Annotated in this window: 20 protein-coding genes; 14 read left to right on the top strand and 6 right to left on the bottom strand. The window is 74.7% G+C overall.

All coding sequences use genetic code 11. From position 1 onward, the window contains the following. Positions 1-88 precede the first annotated feature (88 nt). From WN71_RS19820 to cobI, 7 genes are read left to right on the top strand one after another with little or no spacing between them, the layout of a single operon-like run. Entirely contained in the window at positions 89-1,057 is a 969-nt protein-coding gene (locus tag WN71_RS19820; protein WP_046591712.1) for a cobalamin biosynthesis protein, read from the top strand. Further along, positions 1,054-2,562, top strand: a complete 1,509-nt coding sequence (locus tag WN71_RS19815; protein ID WP_046591713.1) for a cobyric acid synthase — start codon at positions 1,054-1,056, stop codon at positions 2,560-2,562. Before WN71_RS19820 ends, WN71_RS19815 begins: the two co-directional genes overlap by 4 nt. Then, positions 2,559-6,212: a cobaltochelatase subunit CobN gene (gene cobN, locus WN71_RS19810; RefSeq protein WP_046591714.1), complete on the top strand. Its 3,654-nt coding sequence runs from the start codon at positions 2,559-2,561 to the stop codon at positions 6,210-6,212. The genes WN71_RS19815 and cobN overlap by 4 nt, the downstream gene beginning before the upstream one ends. Next, a complete protein-coding gene (locus WN71_RS19805; protein WP_046591715.1) occupies positions 6,209-8,209 on the top strand; it encodes a putative cobaltochelatase in 2,001 nt (666 codons plus the stop codon). The genes cobN and WN71_RS19805 overlap by 4 nt, the downstream gene beginning before the upstream one ends. After that, a complete protein-coding gene (gene cobO, locus WN71_RS19800) occupies positions 8,209-8,808 on the top strand; it encodes a cob(I)yrinic acid a,c-diamide adenosyltransferase (protein ID WP_046591716.1) in 600 nt (199 codons plus the stop codon). The genes WN71_RS19805 and cobO overlap by 1 nt, the downstream gene beginning before the upstream one ends. Then, positions 8,802-10,322: a cobyrinic acid a,c-diamide synthase CobB gene (locus WN71_RS19795; RefSeq protein WP_107469697.1), complete on the top strand. Its 1,521-nt coding sequence runs from the start codon at positions 8,802-8,804 to the stop codon at positions 10,320-10,322. The genes cobO and WN71_RS19795 overlap by 7 nt, the downstream gene beginning before the upstream one ends. After that, on the top strand, positions 10,319-11,050 hold the full coding sequence (cobI, locus tag WN71_RS19790) for a precorrin-2 C(20)-methyltransferase (RefSeq protein WP_046591738.1): 732 nt from the start codon (positions 10,319-10,321) through the stop codon (positions 11,048-11,050). The genes WN71_RS19795 and cobI overlap by 4 nt, the downstream gene beginning before the upstream one ends. Positions 11,051-11,079: 29 nt before the next feature. On the opposite strand, the gene WN71_RS19785 is transcribed toward cobI, so the two are convergent. Continuing rightward, positions 11,080-11,808 (bottom strand): ZIP family metal transporter, encoded by a 729-nt coding sequence (locus WN71_RS19785; RefSeq protein ID WP_046591717.1) that lies wholly within the window; start codon positions 11,806-11,808, stop codon positions 11,080-11,082. A 94-nt stretch (positions 11,809-11,902) separates the two neighbouring features. Between WN71_RS19785 and cobM the strand changes: the two genes are divergently transcribed. From cobM to cobC, 6 genes are read left to right on the top strand one after another with little or no spacing between them, the layout of a single operon-like run. Continuing rightward, positions 11,903-12,721 (top strand): precorrin-4 C(11)-methyltransferase, encoded by an 819-nt coding sequence (cobM, locus tag WN71_RS19780; RefSeq protein WP_046591718.1) that lies wholly within the window; start codon positions 11,903-11,905, stop codon positions 12,719-12,721. Next, the gene (locus WN71_RS19775) at positions 12,718-14,070 is read left to right on the top strand and encodes a bifunctional cobalt-precorrin-7 (C(5))-methyltransferase/cobalt-precorrin-6B (C(15))-methyltransferase (RefSeq protein WP_046591719.1); all 1,353 of its coding nucleotides are present in this window, start codon (positions 12,718-12,720) and stop codon (positions 14,068-14,070) included. The genes cobM and WN71_RS19775 overlap by 4 nt, the downstream gene beginning before the upstream one ends. After that, positions 14,067-15,752, top strand: a complete 1,686-nt coding sequence (gene cobJ, locus WN71_RS19770) for a precorrin-3B C(17)-methyltransferase (protein WP_046591720.1) — start codon at positions 14,067-14,069, stop codon at positions 15,750-15,752. Before WN71_RS19775 ends, cobJ begins: the two co-directional genes overlap by 4 nt. Then, a complete protein-coding gene (locus WN71_RS19765; RefSeq protein ID WP_046591721.1) occupies positions 15,749-16,336 on the top strand; it encodes a precorrin-8X methylmutase in 588 nt (195 codons plus the stop codon). The genes cobJ and WN71_RS19765 overlap by 4 nt, the downstream gene beginning before the upstream one ends. Continuing rightward, entirely contained in the window at positions 16,333-17,265 is a 933-nt protein-coding gene (locus WN71_RS19760) for a sirohydrochlorin chelatase (RefSeq protein ID WP_046591722.1), read from the top strand. The genes WN71_RS19765 and WN71_RS19760 overlap by 4 nt, the downstream gene beginning before the upstream one ends. Positions 17,266-17,275: 10 nt before the next feature. Next, positions 17,276-18,355 (top strand): Rv2231c family histidinol phosphate aminotransferase CobC, encoded by a 1,080-nt coding sequence (gene cobC / locus WN71_RS19755; RefSeq protein WP_107469696.1) that lies wholly within the window; start codon positions 17,276-17,278, stop codon positions 18,353-18,355. Positions 18,356-18,558: 203 nt separating this feature from the next. Here cobC and WN71_RS19750 read toward each other — a convergent pair whose 3' ends face one another. The 5 genes from WN71_RS19750 to WN71_RS19730 form a co-directional block, all read right to left on the bottom strand. After that, positions 18,559-19,455, bottom strand: a complete 897-nt coding sequence (locus WN71_RS19750) for an SCO1860 family LAETG-anchored protein (RefSeq protein ID WP_046591724.1) — start codon at positions 19,453-19,455, stop codon at positions 18,559-18,561. Positions 19,456-19,826: 371 nt separating this feature from the next. Then, positions 19,827-20,924, bottom strand: a complete 1,098-nt coding sequence (locus WN71_RS19745) for an amidohydrolase family protein (RefSeq protein WP_046591725.1) — start codon at positions 20,922-20,924, stop codon at positions 19,827-19,829. Between the two features lie 43 nt (positions 20,925-20,967). Then, on the bottom strand, positions 20,968-21,801 hold the full coding sequence (locus tag WN71_RS19740) for an amino acid ABC transporter ATP-binding protein (protein ID WP_046591726.1): 834 nt from the start codon (positions 21,799-21,801) through the stop codon (positions 20,968-20,970). Further along, positions 21,798-22,631 (bottom strand): amino acid ABC transporter permease, encoded by an 834-nt coding sequence (locus tag WN71_RS19735; protein WP_046591727.1) that lies wholly within the window; start codon positions 22,629-22,631, stop codon positions 21,798-21,800. Before WN71_RS19735 ends, WN71_RS19740 begins: the two co-directional genes overlap by 4 nt. 3 nt (positions 22,632-22,634) lie before the next feature. After that, positions 22,635-23,507 (bottom strand): transporter substrate-binding domain-containing protein, encoded by an 873-nt coding sequence (locus tag WN71_RS19730; RefSeq protein ID WP_046591728.1) that lies wholly within the window; start codon positions 23,505-23,507, stop codon positions 22,635-22,637. A gap of 241 nt (positions 23,508-23,748) precedes the next feature. Here WN71_RS19730 and WN71_RS19725 point away from each other — a divergent pair, with 241 nt between their 5' ends. Next, complete coding sequence (locus WN71_RS19725; RefSeq protein WP_071369863.1) at positions 23,749-24,852, top strand: aminotransferase class V-fold PLP-dependent enzyme; 1,104 nt, start codon at positions 23,749-23,751, stop codon at positions 24,850-24,852.

The raw sequence follows: 24,852 nt of genomic DNA, 5'->3' as shown, positions 1-24,852 counted from the left end.
CACCCTGAGTGAGGACATATCGCCATGCTCGGCTGCCGATCGAGGCGCAGTAACCGGACCGTTCCCGACCCCACGGCCGGCTGACCCGATGGGTGCCGATCGCGTCTTCGCGTACGGCGCCGCCGCCGGCCTCCTCGGCGACCTGCTCCTCGGCGATCCCCGCCGCGGGCATCCGGTCGCCGCCTTCGGACGTGCCGCCGGTGCCGTCGAGCGCCTGCTCTGGCACGACCACCGTGGCTGGGGCGCCCTGCACACCGCCGTCCTCACCGGCGGCGCCGTCGCGCTCGGCGCCGCCGCGGCCCGTGCCGTACGGCCCTTTCCCGCCGCCTCCGTCGCGCTGACCGCGGGTGCCACCTGGGCCGTCGTCGGCGCGACCTCGCTCGCCCGCGAGGCCCGGCTGATCGAGGACGCGCTGACCGCCGGTGACATCGAGGCCGCCCGCGCCCGGCTCCCCCACCTGTGCGGCCGCGACCCGCAGGCCCTGGACGCCGACGGGATCGCCCGCGCCGTGGTCGAGTCGGTCGCCGAGAACACCTCCGACGCCGTCGTGGGCGCCCTCGTGTGGGGAGCCGCCGCCGGGGTGCCGGGGCTGCTCGGATTCCGGGCCGTCAACACCCTGGACGCGATGGTCGGCCACAGGTCGCCGCGCCACCGCCGCTTCGGCTGGGCCGCCGCCCGCCTCGACGACCTGGCCGGCTGGCCCGGCGCCCGGCTCACCGCCGTACTCGCCGCCGCGGCCGGGGACGACCCCCGGGGCGCCGTACGCGCCTGGCGCGCCGACGCGCACCGGCACCCGAGCCCCAACGCCGGTCCCGTGGAGGCCTCGTTCGCGGGCGCCCTCGGCGTCCGGCTCGGCGGCACGCTGTCGTACGGCGGACGGGTCGAGCACCGGCCCGCACTCAACTGCGGCGGCCGCCCGGTCGTCGCCACCGACATCGAACGGGCCGTGCGGCTCTCCCGCCGCGTCGGCGCGCTCGCGCTCGCCGCGGGCGTCACCGGCCGACTGGCCGCCCGCGCCCTCCACACCCGGCTGCTCACCAGGGGGCGTACGTCATGAGCGGTGGTCTTCTCGTCGCCGGCACCACTTCCGACGCGGGCAAGAGCGTCGTGACGGCCGGCATCTGCCGCTGGCTGGTGCGCCAGGGCGTCAAGGTCGCGCCGTTCAAGGCGCAGAACATGTCGCTCAACTCCTTCGTCACCCGCGAGGGCGCCGAGATCGGACGGGCCCAGGCCATGCAGGCCCAGGCCTGCCGGATCGAGCCCACCGCGCAGATGAACCCCGTGCTGCTCAAGCCCGGCGGCGAACGGAGCAGCCAGGTGGTGCTGCTCGGCAAGCCGGTCGGCGAGATGAGCGCGCGCGGCTACCACGGCGGGCGGCAGCAGCGACTCCTCGGCACCGTCCTCGACTGCCTCGCCGAGTTGCGGGGCACGTATGACGCGGTGATCTGTGAGGGGGCGGGCTCGCCGGCCGAGATCAATCTGCGGCGGACCGACATCGTGAACATGGGCATCGCGCGCGGCGCGCGGCTGCCCGTGCTCGTCGTCGGCGACATCGACCGCGGCGGCGTCTTCGCCTCCTTCTACGGCACCGTCGCGCTGCTGTCGCCCGAGGACCAGGAACTCGTCGCCGGGTTCCTCGTCAACAAGTTCCGCGGCGACGTCTCCCTGCTGGAGCCCGGCCTCGACATGCTGCACGGCCTGACCGGGCGGCGGACGTACGGCGTGCTGCCGTTCCGGCACGGGCTCGGCATCGACGAGGAGGACGGCCTGAGGGTGTCGCTGCGCGGCACCGTGCGCGAGTCGAACGTCTCCCCGCCCGTCGGCGAGGACGTGCTGCGGATCGCCGTCTGCGCGATCCCGCTCATGTCGAACTTCACCGACGTGGACGCCCTCGCCGCCGAACCCGGAGTCGTCGTGCGGTTCGTGGACCGCCCGGAGGAACTCGCCGACGCCGACCTCGTCGTGATCCCCGGCACCCGCGGCACGGTGCGCGCGCTGGAGTGGCTGCGCGGGCGCGGCCTCGCCGACGCGCTCGTGCGGCGGGCCGCCGAGGGGCGCCCGGTGCTCGGGATCTGCGGCGGCTTCCAGATCCTCGGCGAGCACATCGAGGACGACGTCGAGAGCCGGCTCGGCCCCGTCGACGGCCTCGGGCTGCTGCCCGTGCGGGTCCGGTTCGCCCGCGAGAAGACCCTCACCCGGCCGGCGGGCGAGGCCCTCGGCGAACCGGTCGAGGGGTACGAGATCCATCACGGCGTCGCCGAAGTGACCGGCGGGGAAGCCTTCCTGGACGGGTGCCGGGTCGGCCAGACCTGGGGCACCCACTGGCACGGCTCCCTGGAGTCGGACGGCTTCCGGCGCGCCTTCCTGCGCGAGGTGGCCGCCGCGGCGGGCCGCCGCTTCGTGCCCGCACCGGACACCTCCTTCGCCGCGCTGCGCGAGGAGCAGCTCGACCGGCTCGGCGACCTGATCGAACAGCACGCGGACACGGACGCGTTGTGGCGGCTCATCGAGTCCGGCGCGCACCGAGGACTGCCCTTCATCCCCCCGGGAGCACCCGCATGAGCACAGTGTTGTTGTTGTCGACCGCCGACACCGATCTGCTGGCCGCGCGGGCCTCGGGCGCGGACTACCTGATCGGCAACCCCTCCCGGGTCGACGTCGCCGAGGAACTCCCCGGGCTGGTCGAGAGCGCGGACCTCGCGGTGGTACGGCTGCTCGGCGGCAGGCGCGCCTGGGAGGACGGGCTCGCCGCACTGCGCGCCGCCGGCCTGCCCACCGTGCTGCTCGGCGGGGAGAACGTGCCCGACGCCGAGCTGATGGCGGAGTCGTCGGTGCCCGCCGGAGTGGTCGCCGAGGCGCTGCGCTACCTGGTGGAGGGCGGCCCCGCGAACCTCGCCGAACTGGCCCGCTTCCTCTCCGACACCGTCCTGCTGACCGGCGAGGGCTTCGAGGAGCCGCGCGCCATGCCGGAGTTCGGCGTGCACGGCGCCCACGAGCAGCGCGAGGGCCGGCCCACCGTCGGCGTCCTCTTCTACCGGGCCCACCAACTCAGCGGCAACACCGGCTTCGTGGACACGCTGTGCGAGCAGATCGAGGCCCGCGGCGCCAACGCGCTCCCCGTGTACTGCGGTTCGCTGCGCGGCGCCGACCCCGCGCTGTACGAACTCCTCGGCCGCACCGACGCGTTGATCGCCACCGTCCTCGCGGCGGGCGGCACCCACGCCTCGCAGGCGTCGGCCGGCGGGGACGAGGAGGCCTGGGACATCGGCGCGCTCGCCGACCTGGACGTGCCGGTGCTGCAAGGACTCTGCCTCACCTCCTCGCGCGCCGCGTGGGAGGAGTCCGACGCCGCGCTCTCCCCGATGGACGCCGCGATGCAGGTCGCCATCCCGGAGTTCGACGGACGTCTGATCACGGTGCCGTTCTCCTTCAAGGAGCAGGGCCCCGACGACGTGCCCGTCTACGTCGCCGACCCGGAGCGGGCCGCCCGCGTCGCCGGGATCGCCGTACGCCACGCCCGGCTCGCCCATCTGCCGAACGCGGAGAAGAAGCTCGCGCTCGTCTTCACCGCCTACCCCACCAAGCACTCGCGGGTCGGCAACGCGGTCGGCCTGGACACCCCGGCCTCGGCGGTGCGGGTGCTGGACGCGCTGCGGAACGCCGGATACGGAGTGACCGACTACCCGTCGGGCGGCGACGAGTTGATCCACACCCTGATCGAGGCCGGCGGCCACGACGTGGAGTGGCTGACCGAGGAGCAGCTCGCCGCCGCGCCCGCCCGGGTGCCGCTCGCCGACTACCGCGCCTGGTTCGACGAGCTGGACCCCGCACTGCGCGCGGCCATGCTGGAGGCGTGGGGCGAACCGCCGGGCAGCCTCTACGTCGACGGCGAGGACATCGTCCTGGCCTGTCTGCGGTTCGGGAACGTCGTCGTCATGATCCAGCCGCCGCGCGGCTTCGGCGAGAACCCCATCGCGATCTACCACGACCCCGACATGCCGCCCTCGCACCACTACATGGCCGCCTACCGCTGGCTGGAGAACGGCTTCGGCGCCGACGCGGTGGTCCACATGGGCAAGCACGGCACCATGGAGTGGCTGCCCGGCAAGGGACTCGGCCTCTCCCAGGGCTGCGCCCCGGACGCGGTGCTCGGCGAACTCCCCCTGATCTACCCGTTCATCGTCAACGACCCCGGCGAGGGCACCCAGGCCAAGCGGCGCGGGCACGCCACCGTCGTCGACCACCTCGTGCCGCCGATGGCCCGCGCCGACACCTACGGCGACCTCGCGAAGCTGGAGCAGCTGCTCGACGAGTACGCCCTCGTCTCCGACCTGGACCCGACGAAGGCCCCGGCCGTCCGCGCCCAGATCTGGACCCTCGTCAAGGCGGCCGAGCTCCACCACGACCTGCATGTCGACGAGCAGCCGGGCGACGACGACTTCGACTCCTTCGTCATGCACATCGACGGCTACCTGTGCGAGATCAAGGACGTGCAGATCCGCGACGGCCTGCACATCCTCGGCGGCGGACCGGAAGGCGAACCCCGGGTCAACCTCGTCCTCGCGGTGCTGCGCGCGGCCCAGGTGTGGGGCGGGCAGGCGAACGCGCTGCCCGGTCTGCGGGCGTCGATCGCGGCCCACTTCGGGCTGGTGGAGAAGGAGTTGCTGGCCGAGCCGGGCGCGCCGCTGAAGGTGCCGGTGGAGCTGACGGACCTGGTGGACGGGCCCGCCCGGACCGCCGCGGACGCCGTCGACCTGCTGGAGCAGCTGTGCCGCCGGGTCGCCGAGGGCATGGAGGAGCGCGGCTGGGACGCCGCCGCCGTCCCGGCGCTCGTACGGGACGTGCTCGGGACCGAACTCCCCGACGCCGTCGCGGTGCTGGAGTTCGCCTGCCGCGAGGTGGTGCCCCGGCTCGCCCGCACCACCGACGAGATCGGGCACATCCTGCGCGCCCTGGACGGCGGTTACGTGCCCGCGGGCCCGTCCGGCTCCCCCACCCGCGGCCTGGTCAACGTGCTGCCGACCGGCCGCAACTTCTACTCCGTGGACCCCAAGGCGATCCCCTCCCGGCTGAGTTGGGAGGTCGGCCAGTCGCTCGCGGACTCGCTGGTGCAGCGGTACCTGGCCGACACGGGAGAGTACCCGAAGTCCGTCGGCCTCACCGTGTGGGGCACGTCCGCGATGCGCACCCAGGGCGACGACATCGCCGAGATCCTCGCGCTGCTGGGCTGCCGCCCGGTGTGGGACGACGCCTCGCGCCGGGTCACCGGCTTCGAGGTCGTCCCGCTGGAGGAACTGGGCCGTCCCCGCATCGACGTCACGGTCCGCATCTCCGGCTTCTTCCGGGACGCGTTCCCGCACGTCATCGCGCTGATCGACGACGCCGTACGGACGGTCGCCGAGCTGGCCGAGCCGGCCGAGGCCAACTTCGTGAAGGCGCACGCCGACGAGGACACCGCGGACCACGGCGACCGGCGGCGCGCGACGGCCCGCGTCTTCGGCTCCAAGCCGGGCGCGTACGGCGCCGGTCTGCTGCCGCTGATCGACGCCCGCAACTGGCGCTCGGACGCGGACCTCGCCGAGGTGTACGCGGTCTGGGGCGGCTACGCCTACGGCCGGGGCCTCGACGGGCGGGCGGCGCGCGGCGACATGGAGACGGCGTTCAAGCGGATCGCGGTGGCGGCGAAGAACGTCGACACCCGCGAGCACGACCTGGTCGACGCGGACGACTACTTCCAGTACCACGGCGGCATGGTCGCGATGGTGCGCCACCTGACCGGCGCCAACCCCGAGGCGTACGTGGGTGATTCGGCGGTGCCGGACCAGGTGAGGACACGCACGCTCGGCGAGGAGACGCACCGGGTGTTCCGGGCGCGGGTGGTCAACCCACGCTGGATGGCGGCCATGCGGCGCCACGGCTACAAGGGTGCCTTCGAGATGGCGGCGACCGTGGACTACCTCTTCGGCTACGACGCCACGGCCGGGGTCGTGGACGACTGGATGTACGAGAAGTTGTCGGCGGAGTACGTCTTCGACGCCGAGAACCGGGACTTCATGCGGCAGTCCAACCCGTGGGCGCTGCGCGGCATCACCGAGCGGCTGCTGGAGGCCGCGGACCGGGGGCTGTGGGCGGAGCCGGACGCGGAGACGCTGGAGCGGCTGCGCGCCACCTACCTGGAGCTCGAAGGCGATCTGGAGGGCGACGAGAAGTGAGTACCCCGTTCCCGTTCACGGCCGTCGTGGGCCAGGACGACCTGCGGCTCGCGCTGCTGCTGAACGCCGTGTCCCCGGCGGTCGGCGGCGTGCTGGTGCGCGGCGAGAAGGGCACCGCCAAGTCGACCGCGGTGAGGGCGCTTTCGGCGCTGCTGCCCGCGGTCGCCGTGGTGCCCGGGTGCCGGTTCTCGTGTGATCCCGGCTCCCCCGACCCCGCCTGCCCGGACGGCCCGCACGAGTCGGCGGCGGCCGCGGAGCGGCCGAGCCGGATGGTGGAGCTGCCCGTCGGCGCCTCCGAGGACCGGCTGGTGGGCGCGCTGGACATCGAGCGGGCGCTCGCCGAGGGCGTGAAGGCCTTCGAGCCCGGCCTGCTGGCCGACGCGCACCGCGGCATCCTGTACGTCGACGAGGTCAACCTGCTCCACGACCATCTCGTGGACCTCTTGTTGGACGCGGCCGCGATGGGCGCCTCGTACGTCGAGCGCGAGGGCGTCTCCGTGCGGCACGCCGCGCGGTTCCTGCTCGTCGGCACGATGAACCCCGAAGAGGGCGAACTGCGGCCGCAGTTGCTCGACCGGTTCGGGCTCACCGTCGAGGTCGCCGCCTCCCGCGAGCCCGACCAGCGGGTGGAGGTCGTACGGCGGCGTCTCGCCTACGACGACGACCCGGCGGGCTTCGCCACGCGCTGGGCCGGCGAGGAGGCGGCCGTACGCCAACGAGTCGTGGCGGCGCGGGAGTTGCTGCCGTCGGTGCGGCTCGGGGACGGGGCGCTGCGGCAGATCGCGGCGACGTGCGCGGCCTTCGAGGTCGACGGGATGCGCGCCGACATCGTGATGGCGCGCACCGCGACCGCGCTGGCGGCGTGGGCCGGGCGCACCGACGTGCTCGCGGAGGACGTACGGCAGGCGGCGCTGCTCGCGCTGCCGCACCGGCGCCGCCGCAACCCCTTCGACGCGCCGGGCCTGGACGAGGACAAGCTCGACGAGACGCTGGAGGAGTTCGCGGGCGAGGACGACACCGACCCGGATCCCGACTCGGACCCGGACGGCGGCGGTCCCGGCGGGGGCGGCGGGCAGCCCGCCCCCGACTCCGGCCCGCGGGGCGGCGACACCGCCGCCCGGCCCGAGGCCGGGGAGGACGGCGCGCCGCAGGCGTCGGGGGGCGCCGAGCAGTCCCCGGTGCGCGCGGCGGAGCCGTTCCGCACGAAGGTGCTGAGCGTGCCGGGCCTCGGCGAGGGGGCCGCGGGGCGGCGCTCCCGCGCGCGGGCCGAGCACGGGCGGACGATCGGGTCGCGCAGGCCCCGGGGCACGCTGACCAAGCTGCATCTGGCGGCGACCGTGCAGGCCGCCGCCCCGCACCAGCGGGCGCGCGGGCGGTCCGGGCCGGGGCTCGTGGTGCGCCGCGACGATCTGCGGCAGGCCGTCCGTGAGGGGCGCGAGGGCAATCTCGTGCTGTTCGTCGTCGACGCCTCCGGTTCGATGGCCGCGCGGCAGCGGATGGGCGCCGTGAAGGGCGCCGTGCTGTCGCTGCTGCTCGACGCCTACCAGCGGCGGGACAAGGTGGGCCTGGTGACCTTCCGGGGCCGGGACGCGCAGGTCGCGCTGCCGCCGACGTCGTCGGTGGACGCGGCGGCGGCCCGGCTGGAGTCGCTGCCGACCGGCGGGCGCACCCCGCTGGCGGCCGGGCTGCTCAAGGCGCACGAGGTGCTGCGGGTGGAGCGGTTGCGCGATCCGGCGCGGCGGGCGCTGGTCGTGGTGGTGACGGACGGGCGGGCGACGGGCGGGCCCGAGCCGGTGGCGCTCGCGGCGCGCGCGGCACGGCTGTTCGCCGCCGAGGGCATCGCCTCGGTGGTCGTGGACTGCGAGTCGGGCCCCGTACGGCTCGGTCTGGCCGGGCAGTTGGCCGGGGAGCTGGGCGGCACGGCGGTGACGCTCGGCGAGTTGCGGGCGGACGCGATCGCCGGTCTGGTCAAGGACGTGAGAGGAAGGGCGGCGTAATGCCTCAGGGACAGCCGAGCGTGGTGCCGGACGACGGCCTGACGACGCGCCAGCGGCGCAACCGGCCGCTGGTCGTGGTGCACACGGGCATCGGCAAGGGCAAGTCGACGGCGGCGTTCGGGCTCGCGCTGCGCGCCTGGAACCAGGGCTGGCCCATCGGGGTGTTCCAGTTCGTCAAGTCCGCCAAGTGGAAGGTCGGCGAGGAGAACGCGCTGCGCGTGCTCGGCGCCTCCGGTGAGGGCGGCACCGTCGACTGGCACAAGATGGGCGAGGGCTGGTCCTGGGTCCAGCGCGACGCGCAGATGGACAACGAGGAGAAGGCCCGCGAGGGCTGGGAGCAGGTCAAGCGGGACCTGGCCGCCGAGACCTACCGGCTGTACGTCCTCGACGAGTTCGCGTACCCGATGCACTGGGGCTGGGTCGACACCGACGAGGTCGTCCGGGTGCTGCGGGACCGGCCGGGCACCCAGCACGTGGTGATCACCGGGCGCAACGCCCCGGAGAAGCTGGTGGAGTTCGCCGATCTCGTCACCGACATGTCCAAGGTCAAGCATCCGATGGACGCCGGCCAGAAGGGCCAGAGGGGCATCGAGTGGTGACGTCCTCGTCCGTGCCCCGGCTGGTCATCGCCGCGCCCTCCTCGGGCAGCGGCAAGACCACCGTGGCCACGGGGCTGATGGCGGCGCTCACCGGGCGGGGGCTCGCCGTGTCCCCGCACAAGGTCGGGCCCGACTACATCGACCCCGGCTACCACACGCTCGCCACCGGGCGCCCGGGGCGCAACCTCGACGCGTACCTGTGCGGCCCCGAGCTGGTCGGGCCGCTGTTCGCGCACGGGGCGCGCGGCTGCGACATCGCGGTCGTGGAAGGCGTGATGGGGCTGTTCGACGGGGCCGCCGGGGAGGGCGAGTTGGCCTCCACGGCGCAGGTCGCCAAGGTGCTGCGGGCGCCGGTGGTGCTGGTCGTCGACGCGTCGTCGCAGTCGCGGTCGGTGGCGGCGCTGGTGCACGGGTTCGCGTCGTGGGATCCGCAGGTGCGGCTCGGGGGCGTGATCCTCAACAAGGTCGCCTCGGACCGGCACGAGGAGTTGCTGCGGGAGGCGTTGGACTCCGTCGGGGTGCCGGTGCTGGGGGTGTTGCGGCGGGCGCCGCAGGTGGACACGCCGTCCCGGCATCTGGGTCTGGTGCCGGTCGCCGAGCGGCGGGCCGAGGCGGTGGAGGCCGTGGCGGCCATGGCCCGGCAGGTGGAGCGGGGGTGTGACGTCGAGGGATTGCTGGCGCTGGCGCGGGGGGCCGGGGCGCTGGACGGTGCGGCTTGGGACGCGGCCGCGGCGCTGGCTTCTTCGCCCCCGCCGCCCCTTCCCTTCCCGTCGTCGGGGGGTGCCGCCCCCGGGCCCCCGCTTCGGCCTGGACGGCCTCGTCCTCAAACGCCGGACGGGCTGGCGGGGACCGGGCCTGCCCGGGGGCAGGAGCTGGAGGGGAACGGGCCTGCCCGGGGTCGGAAGAGGGACGCACCCGTGATCGCCATCGCCGGTGGGCCTGCCTTCACGTTCTCCTACGCCGAGCACACCGAGCTGCTCGCCGCCGCCGGGGCCGAGGTCGTTCCCTTCGATCCGTTGCACGACGAGCGGCTGCCCGAGGGGACGCGGGGGCTGGTCATCGGGGGCGGGTTTCCCGAGGTGTACGCCGCCGAGCTGTCGGCCAACCTGCCGCTGCGCAGGGCGGTCGCCATCCTCGCGGCGTCCGGCAACCCCGTCGCCGCCGAGTGCGCCGGGCTGCTCTATCTGTGCCGGGAGCTGGACGGGCGGCCGATGTGCGGGGTGCTCGACGCCTCCGCGCGGATGACCGACCGGCTCACGCTCGGCTACCGCGACGCCGTGGCCGTGGGCGACAGCGCGCTCGCCGCCGCCGGGACGCGGATGCGGGGGCACGAGTTCCACCGCACCGCCGTCGAGCCCGGCGCGGGCGCGGCCCCCGCCTGGGGGGTGCGCTCCCCCGGACCGCGGGTCGAGGGTTTCGTGCAGCGGGGCGTGCACGCGAGTTATCTGCATACGCACTGGGCGGCCGTGCCCGGTGTGGCCCGTCGGTTCGTGGAGAGGTGCCGGACGTCATGAGCAGCAGGCTGGTCGGGGTCGGCGTGGGTCCCGGGGACCCGGAGCTGGTGACCGTCAAGGGCGTGAACGCGCTGCGCGCCGCCGATGTCGTCGTCGTACCGGTGATGGACAGCGGTGAGCGCGGGCGCGCGGAGGCGACGGTGCTGCACTACGTCTCCGCCGACAGGGTCGTACGGGTGGTGTTCGCGCTCAACGAGCGGACCGACCGGGCGCGCCGGGAGGCCGCCTGGGACGCGGCCGGCGAGCGGGTCGCCGAGCTGCTGCGTACGCACGGGTCGGTGGCGTTCGCGACCATCGGCGATCCGAACGTGTATTCGACGTTCACGTATCTCGCGCAGACGGTGGCCGCGCTGGTGCCGGGGACGGTCGTGGAGACCGTGCCGGGGATCACCGCCATGCAGGATCTCGCCGCGCGGTCCGGTGCGGTGCTCACCGAGGGCACCGAGCCTCTGGTGCTGGTGCCGGTGACGGCCGGGGCGGCGGTTCTGAAGGACGCCCTGGACGGGCCGGGCACGGTCGTCGCCTACAAGTTCGGGCGGCACGCCGCCGAGGTCGCCGAGGCGCTGCGGGCCAGCGGGCGGCTCCAGGACGCGGTGTGGGGGTCGGCGCTGGGGCTGGAGGACGAGGACATCCGCTCGGCGGCCGAGCTGGACGGGGCGCCGCTGCCGTATCTGTCGACGCTGATCGCGCCGGCGCGGCGGGACGGCGGACGGGGCGGCAAGCTGTGACCACCGTGGTCCGGGAGTCGTCCCCGGGCTCAGCCCGCCAGGCCGACCACCAGCCAGATGAAGGCCGCGCCCGCGACCGTGCACAGCAGGGTGGAGCGGGCCGGGTGCTCGTGGTGGGCCTCGGGCAGGATCTCGGCGGCGGCGAGGTAGAGCAGTACGCCGCCGAAGAGGCCGAGATAGCCGCCGAGGGCCGCCTCCGGGATGGTGAAGAAGAGCGTGGAGGCCGCGCCGACGACCGGCGCGACGGCGTCCGCGACCAGCATGAACACGGCTTTGCGGCGGGCGTTCCCGTACAGGCTCGTGATCGTGTACGTGTTGAAGCCGTCCGCGAAGTCGTGCGCGATCACCGCGAGCGCGACCGCGAGGGCCATGCCGCCGCCGACCTGGAACGCGGCGCCGATCGCGACGCCGTCCATGGCGCTGTGGCCGACCATCGCCGCGGCCGCGGTCAGGCCCACCTCGGGCGCCCGGTGGTCGTGCTCGTCGGCGCCGTGCGCGGCGCGGCGGGCGGCCAGCAGCCGCTCCACCAGGTGCGCCAGCAGGAACCCGGCGACGAACAGCAGCAGCGCCGCCGGTACGCCGAAGATCTCGCGGCCCGCCGCGCGCAGCGCCTCCGGGAGCAGGTCCAGGCCGACCACACCGAGCATCAGCCCGCCCGCGAGGCCGAGCACCAGATGGCGGCGGTCGGTCACGCGCTGCGCGGTCCAGCCGCCCGCCAGCGTCATCAGGAACGCGCCCAGCGCGACGAAGACGGCCATGTGTTCTTGCTATCCGATCGATCCGCGTTCGCGCACGTCGGACGGCGGCGACCGCAGCACTCGTAGTCATTCGTAGTAGGAGGACAAGATTCTCATGGCCGAAGCCCCCAGCGCCAAGGTGACCTTCGTCGGTGCCGGTCCGGGCGCCGCCGACCTGCTGACCTTCCGTGCCGCGCGGGCCATCGCGGAGGCCGACGTCGTGATCTGGGCGGCGAGCCTGGTGCAGGAGGAGGTGCTCGGGCACGCGCGCGAGGACGCGACCGTGCTCGACTCGGCGACGATGTCCCTGGAGGACGTCGTGGACGTCTACCGGCGGGCGCACGCGGAGGGCCTGAAGGTCGCGCGCATCCACTCCGGCGACCCGGCCCTGTGGGGCGGCACGCAGGAGCAGCTCGACCGGTGCGCGGAGATCGGCATCGCGACCGAGATCGTGCCCGGGGTGTCGTCGTTCTCGGCGGTCGCGGCGCTCGCGCGACGCGAGCTGACCATCCCCGAGGTCGCGCAGTCGGTGGTGCTGACCCGGCTCGGCGGCGGCAAGACGCCGATGCCGCCCGGCGAGGAGGTCCGCGAGTTCGCCCGGCACGGCACCACGATGGCGGTCTTCCTGTCGGCGGCGCGCAGCGGTCAGCTGGTGCGGGAGCTGCTGGAGGGCGGCTATCCGACCGACACGCCGGTGGTCGTCGCGTATCAGGCGACCTGGCCGGAGGAGCTGATCGTGACGTGCACGGTCGGCACGCTGGAGGAGACCGTCAAGGAGCACAAGCTCTGGAAGCACACGCTCTTCCTGGTCGGCCCGGCGCTCGGCGCCTCCGGCACGCGCTCGCACCTGTACCACCCCGGGCACTTCCACGGGTACCGCAAGGCCGACCCGGAGGCCCGCAAGGCGCTGCGGGAGCGGGGGGCGAGCACGTGATCACGGTGATCGGGACGGGGACCGGCGCGCCGCCGCCGCGGGCGGAGGCGCTCGCCGGGGCGCGGCTCGTGGTGGGCGGGCGCCGTCATCTGGACGCCGTACGGCTGCCCGCGGAGGCCGAGCGGATCGTGCTCGGGCCGCTGGCGCCCGCGCTCGACGCGGTCGCCCGGTACCGGGAGAAGGATCTGCCGGTCGTGGTGCTGGCGTCCGGGGACCCCGGGTTCTTCGGGATCGTGCGGGCGCTCGCGGAACGGTTCGGGCCGTCGGCGCTGGACGTACGGCCGGGGGTGTCGTCGGTGGCGACGGCGTTCGCCCGGCTGGGGCTGCCCTGGGACGACGCGGTGGTGGTCAGCGCGCACGGCAGATCCCTGCGTACGGCGGTGAACGTGTGCCGGGCGCGCCCGAAGGTGGCCGTGCTGACCGGGCCGGGCGCGGGTCCGGCGGAGCTGGGTGCGGCGCTCGCCGGGGACCGGGGGCCCGGGCCCCGGCCCGGCGCGGACCGGGCGCCGGGGGACGCACCCGCCGCCGACCGCGTGCTGGTGGTGGCGAGCGCGCTCGGTGATCCGGAGCGTGAGCGGGTGGAGCGGGTGACGCCCGCGGAGGCGGCGGCCCGCGACTGGGGTACGGCGGTGAGCGTGGTGCTCTGCCTGGACGAGGCACGGGTGCCGTCCCCGACGCGGACGATCGCGGGCGGCGAACCGGAGACGGCCTGCGCCGGGAGCCGGTCGCCGGACGCCGATCACGCGGGCCGGGAGCCGGAGCACGCCGGGTGGGCGCTGGAGGAGGCCGCGTTCGCGCACCGGGACTCGATGATCACCAAGTTCGAGGTGCGGGCGCTGGCGCTCGCGCGGCTCGGGCCGCGCCTCGGCGAGCTGGTGTGGGACGTCGGCGCGGGCTCCGGCTCGGTCGGCGTGGAGTGCGCGCGGCTCGGTGCGGCGGTGGTGGCCGTGGAGCGGAGCGCGGACGGCGTGGAGCGGGTGCGCGCCAACGCCCGCGCGCACGGCGTGGACGTCCATGTGGTGCACGGCTCGGCCCCCGGGGCACTGACCGGGCTCGACGATCCGGACGCGGTGTTCGTCGGCGGCGGCGGACGCGAGCTGCCCGCGGTGGTCGCGGAGTGCGCGCGGCGGGCCCGGCGCACGGTCGTCGTGGCCGTCGCCGCCCTGGACCGGGTGCCGGCCGCGCGCGCGGCGCTGACCGCGGCCGGGATGTCCTGCGACGGCGTGCTGCTCCAGTCCTCACGGCTCGCGCCGCTGCCCGGCGACGTGACCCGGCTCGCGGCCGCCAACCCGGTTTTCCTGCTGTGGGGCGTACGGCCCCAAGCCCGTGACGAAGGAGTTTCCCAGTGATCGGCCTGATTTCCGCCACCGCGGCGGGCGCGGCGGCCCGCGACCGGCTGGCCGCGGCGTGGCCGGAGCGGACCCGCGTGTACGAAGGCCCCGTCGCGGACGGGGTGCGGGCGGCGTTCGCGGAGTGCGACCAGCTCGTGTGCTTCCTCGCGACCGGCGCGGTGGTACGGCTGCTCGCGCCGCTCGTCGGCGACAAGCGGACCGACCCCGGCGTGGTGTGCGTGGACGAGGGCGGCCGGTTCGCGGTGTCGCTGCTCGGCGGGCACGGCGGCGGCGCCAACACCCTGGCGCGCGAGGTGGGTTCGGTGCTCGGCGCGGAGCCGGTGGTGACGACGGCGACGGACGCGGCCGGGCTGCCGGGCCTGGACACGCTCGGGCTGCCCGTGGAGGGCGCGGTCGCGGCCGTGTCCCGGGCGCTGCTCGACGGAGAGCCGGTGGTGCTGGCCGCCGAGGTGGCGTGGCCGCTGCCGCCGCTGCCGACGGCCGCCGAGGGGCCGTACACGATCCGGGTGACGGACCGGGCGGTCGCGGCCGGTGAGCGCGAGGTGCTGCTGCGGCCGCCGACGCTGGTGGTCGGGGTCGGGGCGTCCAAGGGCGCGCCGGTCGAGGAGGTGGTCGAGCTGATCGGCTCGGCGCTCGCCGGGGCCGGTCTGTCGGCGGCGTCGGTCGCGGAGCTGGCCACCGTCGACGCGAAGGCCGAGGAGCCCGGTCTGGTCGCGGCGGCCGAACGGCTCGGGGTGCCGCTGGTGACCTACCCCGCCGGGGAGTTGGCGGCGGTCGAGGTGCCGAATCCGTCGGACGCGCCGCTGGCCGCGGTCGGCACGCCGTCCGTCGCGGAGGCCGCCGCGCTGGCCCGCGGCGGTGAACTCCTCGTCCCCAAGCGGAAGTCGGCGGCGGCTCCGGCGATGGCGACCTGTGCGGTCGTACGGCGTCCGGGGCGCGGGCGGCTCGCGGTGGTGGGACTCGGGCCCGGCGCCCGGGACCTGCTGACGCCGCGCGCGGAGGCGGAGTTGCGGCGTGCCTCGGTGCTCGTCGGGCTCGATCAGTACGTCGACCAGATCCGCGATCTGCTGCGGCCGGGCACCCGGGTGCTGGAGTCGGGTCTCGGCGCCGAGGAGGAGCGGGCCCGCACGGCCGTCGCCGAGGCGCGCGCCGGGCACGCCGTCGCGCTGATCGGGAGCGGGGACGCGGGCGTGTACGCCATGGCCTCCCCCGCGCTCGCCGAGGCGTCCGACGACATCGACGTGGTGGGGGTGCCGGGCGTGACGGCGGCGCTCGCGGCCGGGGCGATCCTGGGCGCGCCGCTCGGCCACGACCACGTGTCGATCAGCCTGTCCGACCTGCACACGCCGTGGGAGGTCATCGAGCGGCGGGTGCGCGCGGCCGCCGAGTCGGATCTCGTGGTGACGTTCTACAACCCGCGTTCCCGGGGCCGGGACTGGCAGCTGCCGAAGGCGCTCGCGATCCTCGCGGAGCACCGGGAGCCGGCCACGCCCGTCGGTGTGGTGCGCAACGCGTCGCGGCCCGACGAGTCGAGCCGGGTGACGACGCTCGCCGGACTCGACCCCGCGAGCGTCGACATGATGACGGTCGTGACCGTCGGCAACACCGCGACCCGGCAGGTCGCCGGGCGCATGGTGACCCCGCGCGGCTACCGCTGGCAGCAGGAGGAGGCGCAGTGAACCGGGTGGTCCACCCCATCGAGCAGGAGTCCTTCCGCAGGCTGCGGGCGCGCCTGGACACCTCGCACCTGCCGCCGCTGACCCGGGCGGTGACCGAACGCGTCATCCACTCCGCGGCCGACCTCGACTACGCGGCCGACCTCGTGATGGACGAGGGCGACCTGGAGCGGGCGCACGCCGCGCTGCACGCCGGGGCGCCGGTGGTGGCCGACGTCGAGATGGTGGCCGCCGGGATCACCCGCCGCGCGGCGATGTGCAGGCTCGCGGACGCCCGGTCGGGCCCCGGCCTCACCCGCTCCGCGCACGCGGTCCGGCTCGCGTTCGAGGAGGTCGGCCCGGGCGCCCTGTGGGTGATCGGCTGCGCGCCGACCGCCCTGGAGGAGCTGCTGACGCTGGACGCCTCCCCGGCGCTCGTCATCGGCCTGCCCGTCGGGTTCGTCGGGGCCGCCGAGTCCAAGGCCGCCCTTCGGGAGAGCGGACTGCCCGCCGTGAGCAACGTGTCCGAGAAGGGCGGCTCGGCGGTCGCCGCGGCCGCGCTCAACGCCCTGCTGTATCACCCCGTTCCGTCCGAGGAGACATCGTGACCACCCCACCGCCCGCCCTGCTCGTCGCCGGCCACGGCACCCGGGACGAGGCCGGAGCCGAGGCATTCCGCGACTTCGTACGGGAGTTGGGCCGCCGCCGTCCCGAACTGCCCGTCGCGGGAGGCTTCATCGAACTGTCGCCGCCGCCGCTGGGCGAGGCCGTGACCGAGCTGGTCGAGCGCGGCGTGCGCCGGTTCGCGGCCGTCCCGCTGATGCTGGTGTCCGCCGGGCACGCCAAGGGCGACATCCCGGCCGCGCTGGTCCGCGAGAAGGAACGGCATCCCGGCATCACCTACTCCTACGGCCGTCCGCTCGGCCCGCACCCGTCGCTGCTGTCGGTGCTGGAGCGGCGGGTCGACGAGGCGCTCACCGCGGGCGAGGCAGCGCCGGCCGCCCGGTCGGAGGTGACCGTGCTGTTGGTCGGGCGCGGTTCGACGGACCCCGACGCCAACGCCGAAGTCCACAAGGCGGCCCGGCTGTTGTGGGAGGGCCGGGGCTACGCGGGCGTGGAGACGGCGTTCGTGTCGCTGGCCGCCCCGGACGTGCCGAGCGGTCTTGACCGGTGCGCCCTGCTGGGCGCGCGGAAGATCGTGGTGCTGCCGTACTTCCTCTTCACGGGCGTCCTGCCGGAGCGGGTGCGGCGGCAGACCGGGGAGTGGGCGGCGGCGCATCCGGAGACCGAGGTGCGGTCCGCCGAAGTGATCGGCCCCGAGCCGGAGTTGATGGATCTGGTGCTGGAGCGGTACGCGGAGGCGGTGCGCGGCGATCTGCGCATGAACTGCGACTCGTGCGTGTACCGGATCGCCATGCCGGGCTTCGAGGACAAGGTCGGCCTGCCCCAGCAGCCGCACTTCCACCCGGACGAGGACGGCGAGGGACACGGGCATCACCACCATCACGGTGGGCACAGTCACTCCCATGCGCACTGAGGAGGGTTCGATGCCTGCTGGGCAGGGCGGCGCGGTCGCCGGACACGATCTGCGGCACCACGGGGACGCCGAGGTCCGCGACGACGGCGCGGACCTCGTCGACCTCGCCGTGAACGTGCGCGCCGACACCCCGCCGGCCTGGCTGCGGGAGCGGATCGCGGGCTCGCTGGGCGGGCTCGCCGCCTATCCCGACGGGCGGTCCGCGCGGGCGGCGGTGGCGGCGCGGCACGGGCTGCCGCTGGACCGGGTGCTGCTGACGGCGGGCGCGGCGGAGGCGTTCGTGCTGCTGGCGCGGGCGCTGAAGGTGCGCCGCCCGGTGGTGGTGCACCCGCAGTTCACCGAGCCGGAGGCGGCACTGCGGGACGCCGGCCACAGCGTGGACCGGGTGCTGCTGCGCGAGGCCGACGGCTTCCGGCTCGATCCGGCGCTGGTGCCCGAGGACGCGGACCTGGTGGTGATCGGCAACCCGACGAACCCCACGTCCGTGCTGCATCCGGCCGCGACGATCACGCGGCTGGCCCGGCCCGGCCGGACGCTGGTCGTCGACGAGGCGTTCATGGACGCGGTGCCCGGGGAGCGGGAGGCGCTCGCCGGGCGGACCGACGTGCCGGGCCTGGTGGTGCTGCGCAGCCTGACCAAGACGTGGGGGCTGGCCGGACTGCGGGTGGGCTATGTGCTCGCCGCGCCGGAGACGATCGCCGACCTGGAGCGCGCGCAGCCGCTGTGGCCGGTGTCCACGCCGGCGCTGGTGGCCGCAGAGGCCTGTGTGGAGCCGCGGGCCCTCGCGGAGGCGGCGCACGCGGCGCACCGGGTGGCCGCGGACCGGGCCCATCTGGTCGCGGGGCTCGTGGAGTTCGCGGCCGACGGGGTGCGCGTGGCGGGTCCGGCGGCGGGCCCCTTCGTGCTGCTGGCGACGGAGCGGGGCGCGGCCGTACGGCGCCATCTGCGCGACCTCGGCTTCGCGGTCCGGCGCGGCGACACGTTCCCGGGCCTCGGCGAGGAGTGGCTACGCGTAGCGGTCCGCGACCGCACGACGGTGAACACCTTCCTCCAGGCCCTGGACCAGGCCTTGACACTGTCCTCCGGCTAACCCTGCCACCCCCAAGGGGCGCGGGGAACTGCGCGACCGGCCCCCACCGGCCCGCACCCGGTGTCTGCCGAACCGCCACGGCGGCGGCCGCCCCGGCCGGAGCCGGGACGGGCGCCACCCGCGTGCGGGGGCGGGGGCCGGCCCCCGCGACGGACCGACCCCCGCAGCAGGCCGGCCCCGCGAAGGTCAGCCCCGCGAAAAGGTCAGCCCCGGCGCCGCGCCAGCAACACCCCTGCACCCCCCGCGAGCAGCAGCGCCAGCGCCCCGCCCGCGACATACGGCGTGGCCGACCCGCCCCCCGTCTCCGCGAGATCGGACTTCGCGGGCGCGCCCTGCGTCTTCACGTCGGCCGCCGGGTCCGCGCTCGGCGAGGGGTCGGTGCTCGTCGCGGGCTCGGGAGCCCCGGCCTCGTGCTGCGTGCCCTTCGGCGTCTCGCAGGTCGCCTTCGCGAGCGTGACCGTGCCCTCGACGTCGGCGACGTTCAGCTTCAACGGGTTGACGGAGACCTTGAGTTCGAGCGCGGTGGCCGCGGCCGTACGGGATGTCGTGCTGCGCTGGGAGAGGTCGAGCCGCACCTCGCCGACCCCGGGCACCTTCACGTCGGTCGTGCCACCCGCGGTGAGCGTGACCCGCTTGCCGAGGACGGTCACCGAGCCGAGCGGGTCGGCCTCGGCGACGGGTGAACCGCCCACCTCGCAGGTGGCCTTGGAGGTGACGTCGTCGACCTCGATGAGGGACAGCAGGGGCAGGCCGGGGACATGGACGCGGACATGGGCGAGATGAACCGTTCCCTCGGCCCTGTCGTCCGTGACGGTGGCCTTCGCGGAGGCCACGTCGGCGCGGAGCACGCTGAACGGCTTTCCGTGGTCGACCCCGTCGAGACGGGCGGTGAGCGCGGTCTCGTCGGCGCTGCGCGGGGCCTCGACGTCGTTCAGGGAGAGCGTGAGGGGCGCGTCGACCGTCTTGTTGAGCAGGGACACGTCCAGGCCGGTGCGCAGCACCACCGCGGTCGCGTGCCCGCCGCCGTCGGTCGCGTGCGCGGCGCCCGCGCCCGCCAGGACCGTGGGTCCGGCGGTCAGCGCGGTGGCCGCCGCGAGCACCGCGAGACGGCGGCGGGCGCTCGCCGCGCCGGGGCGGCCGGGACGGGCCGTACGGGCGGGGCGGGCAGGGTGGAAGTGGGTGGAGTTCAAGGTGTGGGACCCCCAGTAGGAACTGCTCGGGACCCAGAAATATTTACGCACTGAGAGTGAACGGGCAGCTGTCCAGCGTCACTTCACCCCTTCGTGGGTTTTCCGGCGGCATTTTCGAATCATGGTGGGTGACCTTTCGATTCCCTGGTCGCCGCGGTACGACAGGTGATCGATTCCGGTGGCACCGGGGACCCTGCCGCCACCCCGGCACCGCACGTCCGGCGGACGCGCGGAGCGCGCGTGCCGGGTCGCGCGCTCCGCCGAAGGAGTGCCCCACGGCCCTACGCCACCACGCGTCCGTTCAGCACCACCCGCTCCGGCGCCGCCAGCACCCGTACGTCCTCGCGCGGATCGCTGCCGTAGACGACGAGGTCGGCGGGGGCGCCCTCCTCCAGGCCGGGGCGGCCGAGCCAGCGCCGGGCGGCCCAGGTGGTCGCCGCGAGCGCCTGGACCGGCGGGATGCCGGCCGTCACCAGTTCCCGCACCTCGCCCGCGACCAGGCCGTGCGGGAGATGGCCGCCCGCGTCGGTGCCGACGTAGACGGGGATGCCGGCGTCGTAGGCGTTGCGCACGGTGTCGTAGCGCCGTTCGTGCAGCCGCCGCATGTGGGCCGACCAGCGCGGGAACCGGGCGTCGCCGCCCGCGGCCAGCTCCGGGAAGGTGGCGATGTTGACCAGGGTCGGGACGATGGCCACGCCGTGCTCCACGAACAGGGGGACGAGGTCGTCGGTCAGCCCGGTCGCGTGCTCGACGCAGTCGATGCCCGCCTCCACCAGGTCCCGCAGCGAGTCCTCGGCGAAGCAGTGCGCGGTGACCCGGGCGCCCAGGCGGTGCGCCTCCGCGATCGCCGCCTCGGCCGCCTCACGCGGCCAGCACGCGGAGAGGTCGCCCAGCTCGCGGTCGATCCAGTCGCCGACCAGCTTCACCCAGCCGTCGCCGCGCCGGGCCTCCTGGGCGACGTACGCGGTGAGTTCGTCCGGCTCGACCTCCCACGCGTAGCCGCGCATGTAGCGGCGGGTGCGGGCGATGTGGCGGCCGGCCCGGACGATCCTCGGCAGGTCCTCGCGGGCGTCGGTCCAGCGGGTGTCGGCGGGCGAGCCGGCGTCGCGGATCAGCAGGGTGCCCGCGTCGCGGTCGGTGAGCGCCTGCTTCTCGGCCACGTCGTCCTCGACCGGCCCGTGCGCGCCGAGGCCGACGTGGCAGTGCGCGTCGACCAGGCCGGGCAGCGCCCAGCCGTCGACGGTGCGCACGTCACGGGCGCCGGCGGGGCGGTCGTAGGAGACACGTCCGCCGACCACCCACAGCTCGTCGCGGACCTCGGTGTCGTCGGGGCCGGTGAGGATGCGGCCCCGCACATGCAGCACTGCTCGATCACTCATGCAACGCACCTTAGGGCGTGCGGGGAGAGCCCCCGGACAGGCCCTAGCGGTCGGGGAGCCCGGGGTCCGGCGGCCGCTTCGGGGACGGCCCGTCGCCGCCGGCGCCCTGCGGCCGCTCCGGCTCCACCTCCGCCATCGCGGGGTCCAGGAGGCGGGAGAGGAAGTGGCGGGTGCGCTCGTGGCGGGGGGCGGTGACCACCTGCTCGGGCCTGCCCTCCTCGACGATCACCCCGCCGTCCATGAAGACCACGCGGTCGGCGACCTCCCGCGCGAACGTCATCTCGTGGGTGACGACCATCATCGTCATGCCCTCGTCGGCGAGCATCCGCATCACGGCCAGGACCTCGCCGACCAGTTCCGGGTCGAGCGCCGAGGTCGGCTCGTCGAAGAGCATCACCTCCGGGCCCATCGCCAGCGCGCGGGCGATCGCCACCCGCTGCTGCTGGCCGCCGGAGAGGGCGGCGGGGAAGGCGTCGGCCTTCTCCGACAGGCCCACCCGCGCCAGGTGCTCGGCGGCGATCCGCGCGGACTCGGCCTTGCCGCGGCGCAGCACCCGGCGCTGCGGCAGGGTGAGGTTCCCGGTCACCGACAGGTGCGGGAACAGGTTGAACTGCTGGAAGACCATGCCGATACGGCGGCGCACCGCGTCGATGTCGACATCCGGGTCGGTGACCTCGCAGCCGCCGACGAAGACCTTCCCGGCGCCCGGCTCCTCCAGCAGGTTCACGCAGCGCAGCAGCGTCGACTTGCCGGAGCCGGAGGGGCCGATCACGCAGACGACCTCGCCCTGGGCGATCTCCAGGTCGATGCCGCGCAGGACGTGGTTGTCGCCGAAGGACTTGTGCAGGTCCTTGATGCGCACCTCGGGGCGGCTCATCGGATCTCCCTCCTCGCCCTGGACTCCATACGGCGCACGACGAGGCTGAGCGGGATGGTGACCAGCAGGTAGCACAGGCCCGCTACCAGGATCGGGGTGGAGTTGGCGGTCGTGCTGGCCAGGTCGTTGCCGAACTTGGCCAGTTCGCGCTGCTCCAGGGTGACGCCGAGGAACAGCACCAGCGAGGAGTCCTTGAAGAGCAGGACGAGTTCGTTGGTCAGCGGCGGCAGGATGATCCGGAACGCCTGCGGCAGGACGATGGAGACCATGGTCCGCGCGGGCGAGAAGCCGAGCGAACGGGCCGCTTCCGTCTGCCCCTTGGGCACGGCCTGGATGCCCGCGCGAATGGTCTCGGCCATGTAGGCGGCGGAGACCAGTCCGAGCGCGACCGCGACCTTGCCGTAGATGCCGCCCGGGTACTGCACGCTCGGGAAGGCCAGCGGCACGCCGGTGCCGACGAAGATGAAGATCAGCAGCGCGGGCAGGCCGCGGAAGATCTCGATGTACACACTGGCGAGCCAGCGGTACGGCCCCACCGACGACAGGCGCATCAGCGCGACGACCATGCCGAGGACCAGGCCCACGACGAACCCGGACAGCGTGTAGAGCACGGTGTTCTTCAGCGCCACCGTGATGATGTCCGGGAACAGCTGCCTGGCGATGTCGGGCTGCGCGAACTGGTTCTGGAGCCGGCCCCAGTCCGCCGTGACGGCGACCAGGGCCACCACGGCGACGAAGACGACGTACTGCGCCCCGCGGGAGAGCCGCCGCCGTTGGCGGATCGTCAGCCCGGTTCTCCTGGGCTGGACGGGCATGTCGGTGTCGGCCATGGCTCAGGAGGAGGCCGGGGACGGGGAGGCGGAGGCGGCCGGGGAGGCGGCGGAGGCGTCGTACGGGCCGATCCACTTCTCGTAGATCTTCTTGTACGTGCCGTCGGCCTTCGCGTCCTTCAGGGCCGTGTTGATGGCGTCGAGCAGCTTGGTGTTGCCCTTCTTCACCGTGAAGCCGTACTGCTCACCGGTGTTGATGTTGTCGACGACCTGGAAGGCGTCCGCGTTGGCCTTGTCCTTCAGCCAGCCCTGGACCACCGGGTAGTCGATGATGACGGCCTGGACCTGGCCGGTACGCAGGCCGTTGAGGACGGCGTCGGAGGAGGCGAAGGAGACGGGGTCGAAGCCCTTGCTGCGGGCGTAGTCCTCGCCGGTGGTCTGCGCCTGGGCGCCCAGCTTCTTGCCCTTCGCCTTGACGTCGGCGAGCGAGGTGATCCCGCTGTCCTTGGCGACCAGGACGCCCTGGGTGGCGTCGAAGTACGGGTCGGAGAAGTCGACGTGCTTCTTGCGTTCGGCGGTGATCGTCATGCCCGCGGCGGCGAGGTCGCACTGGCCGGAGTTGAGGAAGGCGCCGGTCTTGAAGTTCTCGAACGGGGTGTCGAGGATCTGCTGCTTGACGCCGAGGTTCTTCGCGACGAGGTCGATCAGCGAGACGTCGAAGCCCTGCACCTTGCCGTCGATCTCGGACTGGAAGGGCGGGTAGGGCAGGTGCGTGCAGGTCGTGAGCTGTCCGGCCTTGACGAGTTCGACGCCGCCGGAGGCGGTCTTCGAACTGCTGCCGCTGCCGCTCGACGAGCAGCCGGCCACCAGCAGCAGGCCGGCCGACGCGGCGGTGGCGACCAGGACGCGGGCCCGGCACCCGAGGAGCGTGTTCACGGGGGACCTCCAGAGCGGTGAGCGTGGTCGTGCGGATTCGTACGGTTCTCCGCGGAATACACGTTATGCGCGATTCCTCCGCCCGACCGGCTCCCACGCCCCGGGCGGGCCCCGGCGGCGGGCCCGAGAAGCCGCTGATCGGAGCGGCGGAGCGCCTCGGTCGCCCCCGGAGCGCCTTGGTTACCCTCGATCCGTCGGCCGTTCGGGCCGACGAACCGAAGAGAGCGAAGAGAGCACCGCCGTGACCACGCATTCCCTCCTCGACCTGCCCCCGCTGAGCGCCGCGCGCTTCGCCTCGATCGAGGACCGGGTGGCCCGGCTGCTCGACACCCGCCAGGACGTCCTGGTCATGCAGGGCGAGGCGCTGCTGCCGCTGGAGGGCGCGATCCGTGCGACGGCCGGGCCCGGCACCACGGCGCTGAACGTGATCACCGGCCCCTACGGGCAGACGTTCGGCAACTGGCTGCGGGACTGCGGCGCCACCGTGATCGACCTCGCAGTGCCCTTCCACACGGCCGTCACGGCGGCCGCGGTGCGGCAGGCCTTCGCGGACCACCCGGAGATCGACTTCGTCTCCCTGGTGCACGCGGAGGCCGCGACCGGCAACACCAACCCGGTCGCGGAGATCGGCGAGGCGGTACGGGAGCAGGGCGCCCTGTTCTACCTGGACGCCGTCGCCTCGGTGGGCGCCGAGCCGGTGCTGCCGGACGCCTGGGGCGTGGACCTGTGCGTCATCGGCGCGCAGAAGGCGATGGGCGGCCCGGCGGGTGTCTCGGCGGTGTCGGTGAGCGAGCGGGCCTGGGCCCGGATGGCCGCCAACCCCGGCGCGCCGCGCCGCTCCTACCTCTCGCTGCTGGACTGGAAGGAGCGCTGGATCGACGGCGGCCGCAAGGCGCTGCTGCACGCGCCGGCGCAGCTGGAGATGCTGGCGCTCGAGGAGTGCGTCGAGCGCATCGAGGCGGCGGGCCTGGAGACCGTGATCGCCCGGCACCGGGCGGCCGCCGCGGCGACGCGGGCGGGCGCGCTCGCGCTGGGCGGCGGCCTGGAGCCGTACGTCCACGACGCGGCGGAGGCCGCGCCGGTGGCCACCACGCTGCGCACGCCCGCCGGGGTCGTCGCCGCCGAGGTGGTCGCCGAGGCGCTGGCCGAGGAGCCGGGGCTGCCGCTGGCCGCGGGCGGCGGCGCGCTCGCGGCGGAGATGATCCGCGTCAACCACTACGGACCGGACGCCGAGCCGAAGGTCGTGGACGCCTGCCTGGCGGCGCTGGGCGCGGTGCTCGCGCGGCGCGGGCTCGCGGTGGACCCGGCGGGGGCGCGGCGGGCCGCGGCCGAATCCGCGCGGTGA

The organism is Streptomyces mangrovisoli, from assembly GCF_000974985.2.
GTDB lineage: Bacteria > Actinomycetota > Actinomycetes > Streptomycetales > Streptomycetaceae > Streptomyces > Streptomyces mangrovisoli.
The sequence above is the reverse complement of the archived record's forward strand: the minus strand, read 5'-3'. Positions and strand labels throughout refer to the sequence as shown.

Bases quoted from the DNA above. Each gene is read 5' to 3' on its own strand.
- cobI (WP_046591738.1), top strand. From the start codon at position 10,319: ATGAGCAGCAGGCTGGTCGGGGTCGGCGTGGGTCCCGGGGACCCGGAG.
- WN71_RS19745 (WP_046591725.1), bottom strand. From the start codon at position 20,924: ATGAGTGATCGAGCAGTGCTGCATGTGCGGGGCCGCATCCTCACCGGC.
- WN71_RS19740 (WP_046591726.1), bottom strand. From the start codon at position 21,801: ATGAGCCGCCCCGAGGTGCGCATCAAGGACCTGCACAAGTCCTTCGGC.
- WN71_RS19815 (WP_046591713.1), top strand. From the start codon at position 1,054: ATGAGCGGTGGTCTTCTCGTCGCCGGCACCACTTCCGACGCGGGCAAG.
- cobC (WP_107469696.1), top strand. From the start codon at position 17,276: ATGCCTGCTGGGCAGGGCGGCGCGGTCGCCGGACACGATCTGCGGCAC.
- cobO (WP_046591716.1), top strand. From the start codon at position 8,209: ATGCCTCAGGGACAGCCGAGCGTGGTGCCGGACGACGGCCTGACGACG.
- WN71_RS19785 (WP_046591717.1), bottom strand. From the start codon at position 11,808: ATGGCCGTCTTCGTCGCGCTGGGCGCGTTCCTGATGACGCTGGCGGGC.
- cobM (WP_046591718.1), top strand. From the start codon at position 11,903: ATGGCCGAAGCCCCCAGCGCCAAGGTGACCTTCGTCGGTGCCGGTCCG.
- WN71_RS19820 (WP_046591712.1), top strand. From the start codon at position 89: ATGGGTGCCGATCGCGTCTTCGCGTACGGCGCCGCCGCCGGCCTCCTC.
- cobN (WP_046591714.1), top strand. From the start codon at position 2,559: ATGAGCACAGTGTTGTTGTTGTCGACCGCCGACACCGATCTGCTGGCC.
- WN71_RS19735 (WP_046591727.1), bottom strand. From the start codon at position 22,631: ATGGCCGACACCGACATGCCCGTCCAGCCCAGGAGAACCGGGCTGACG.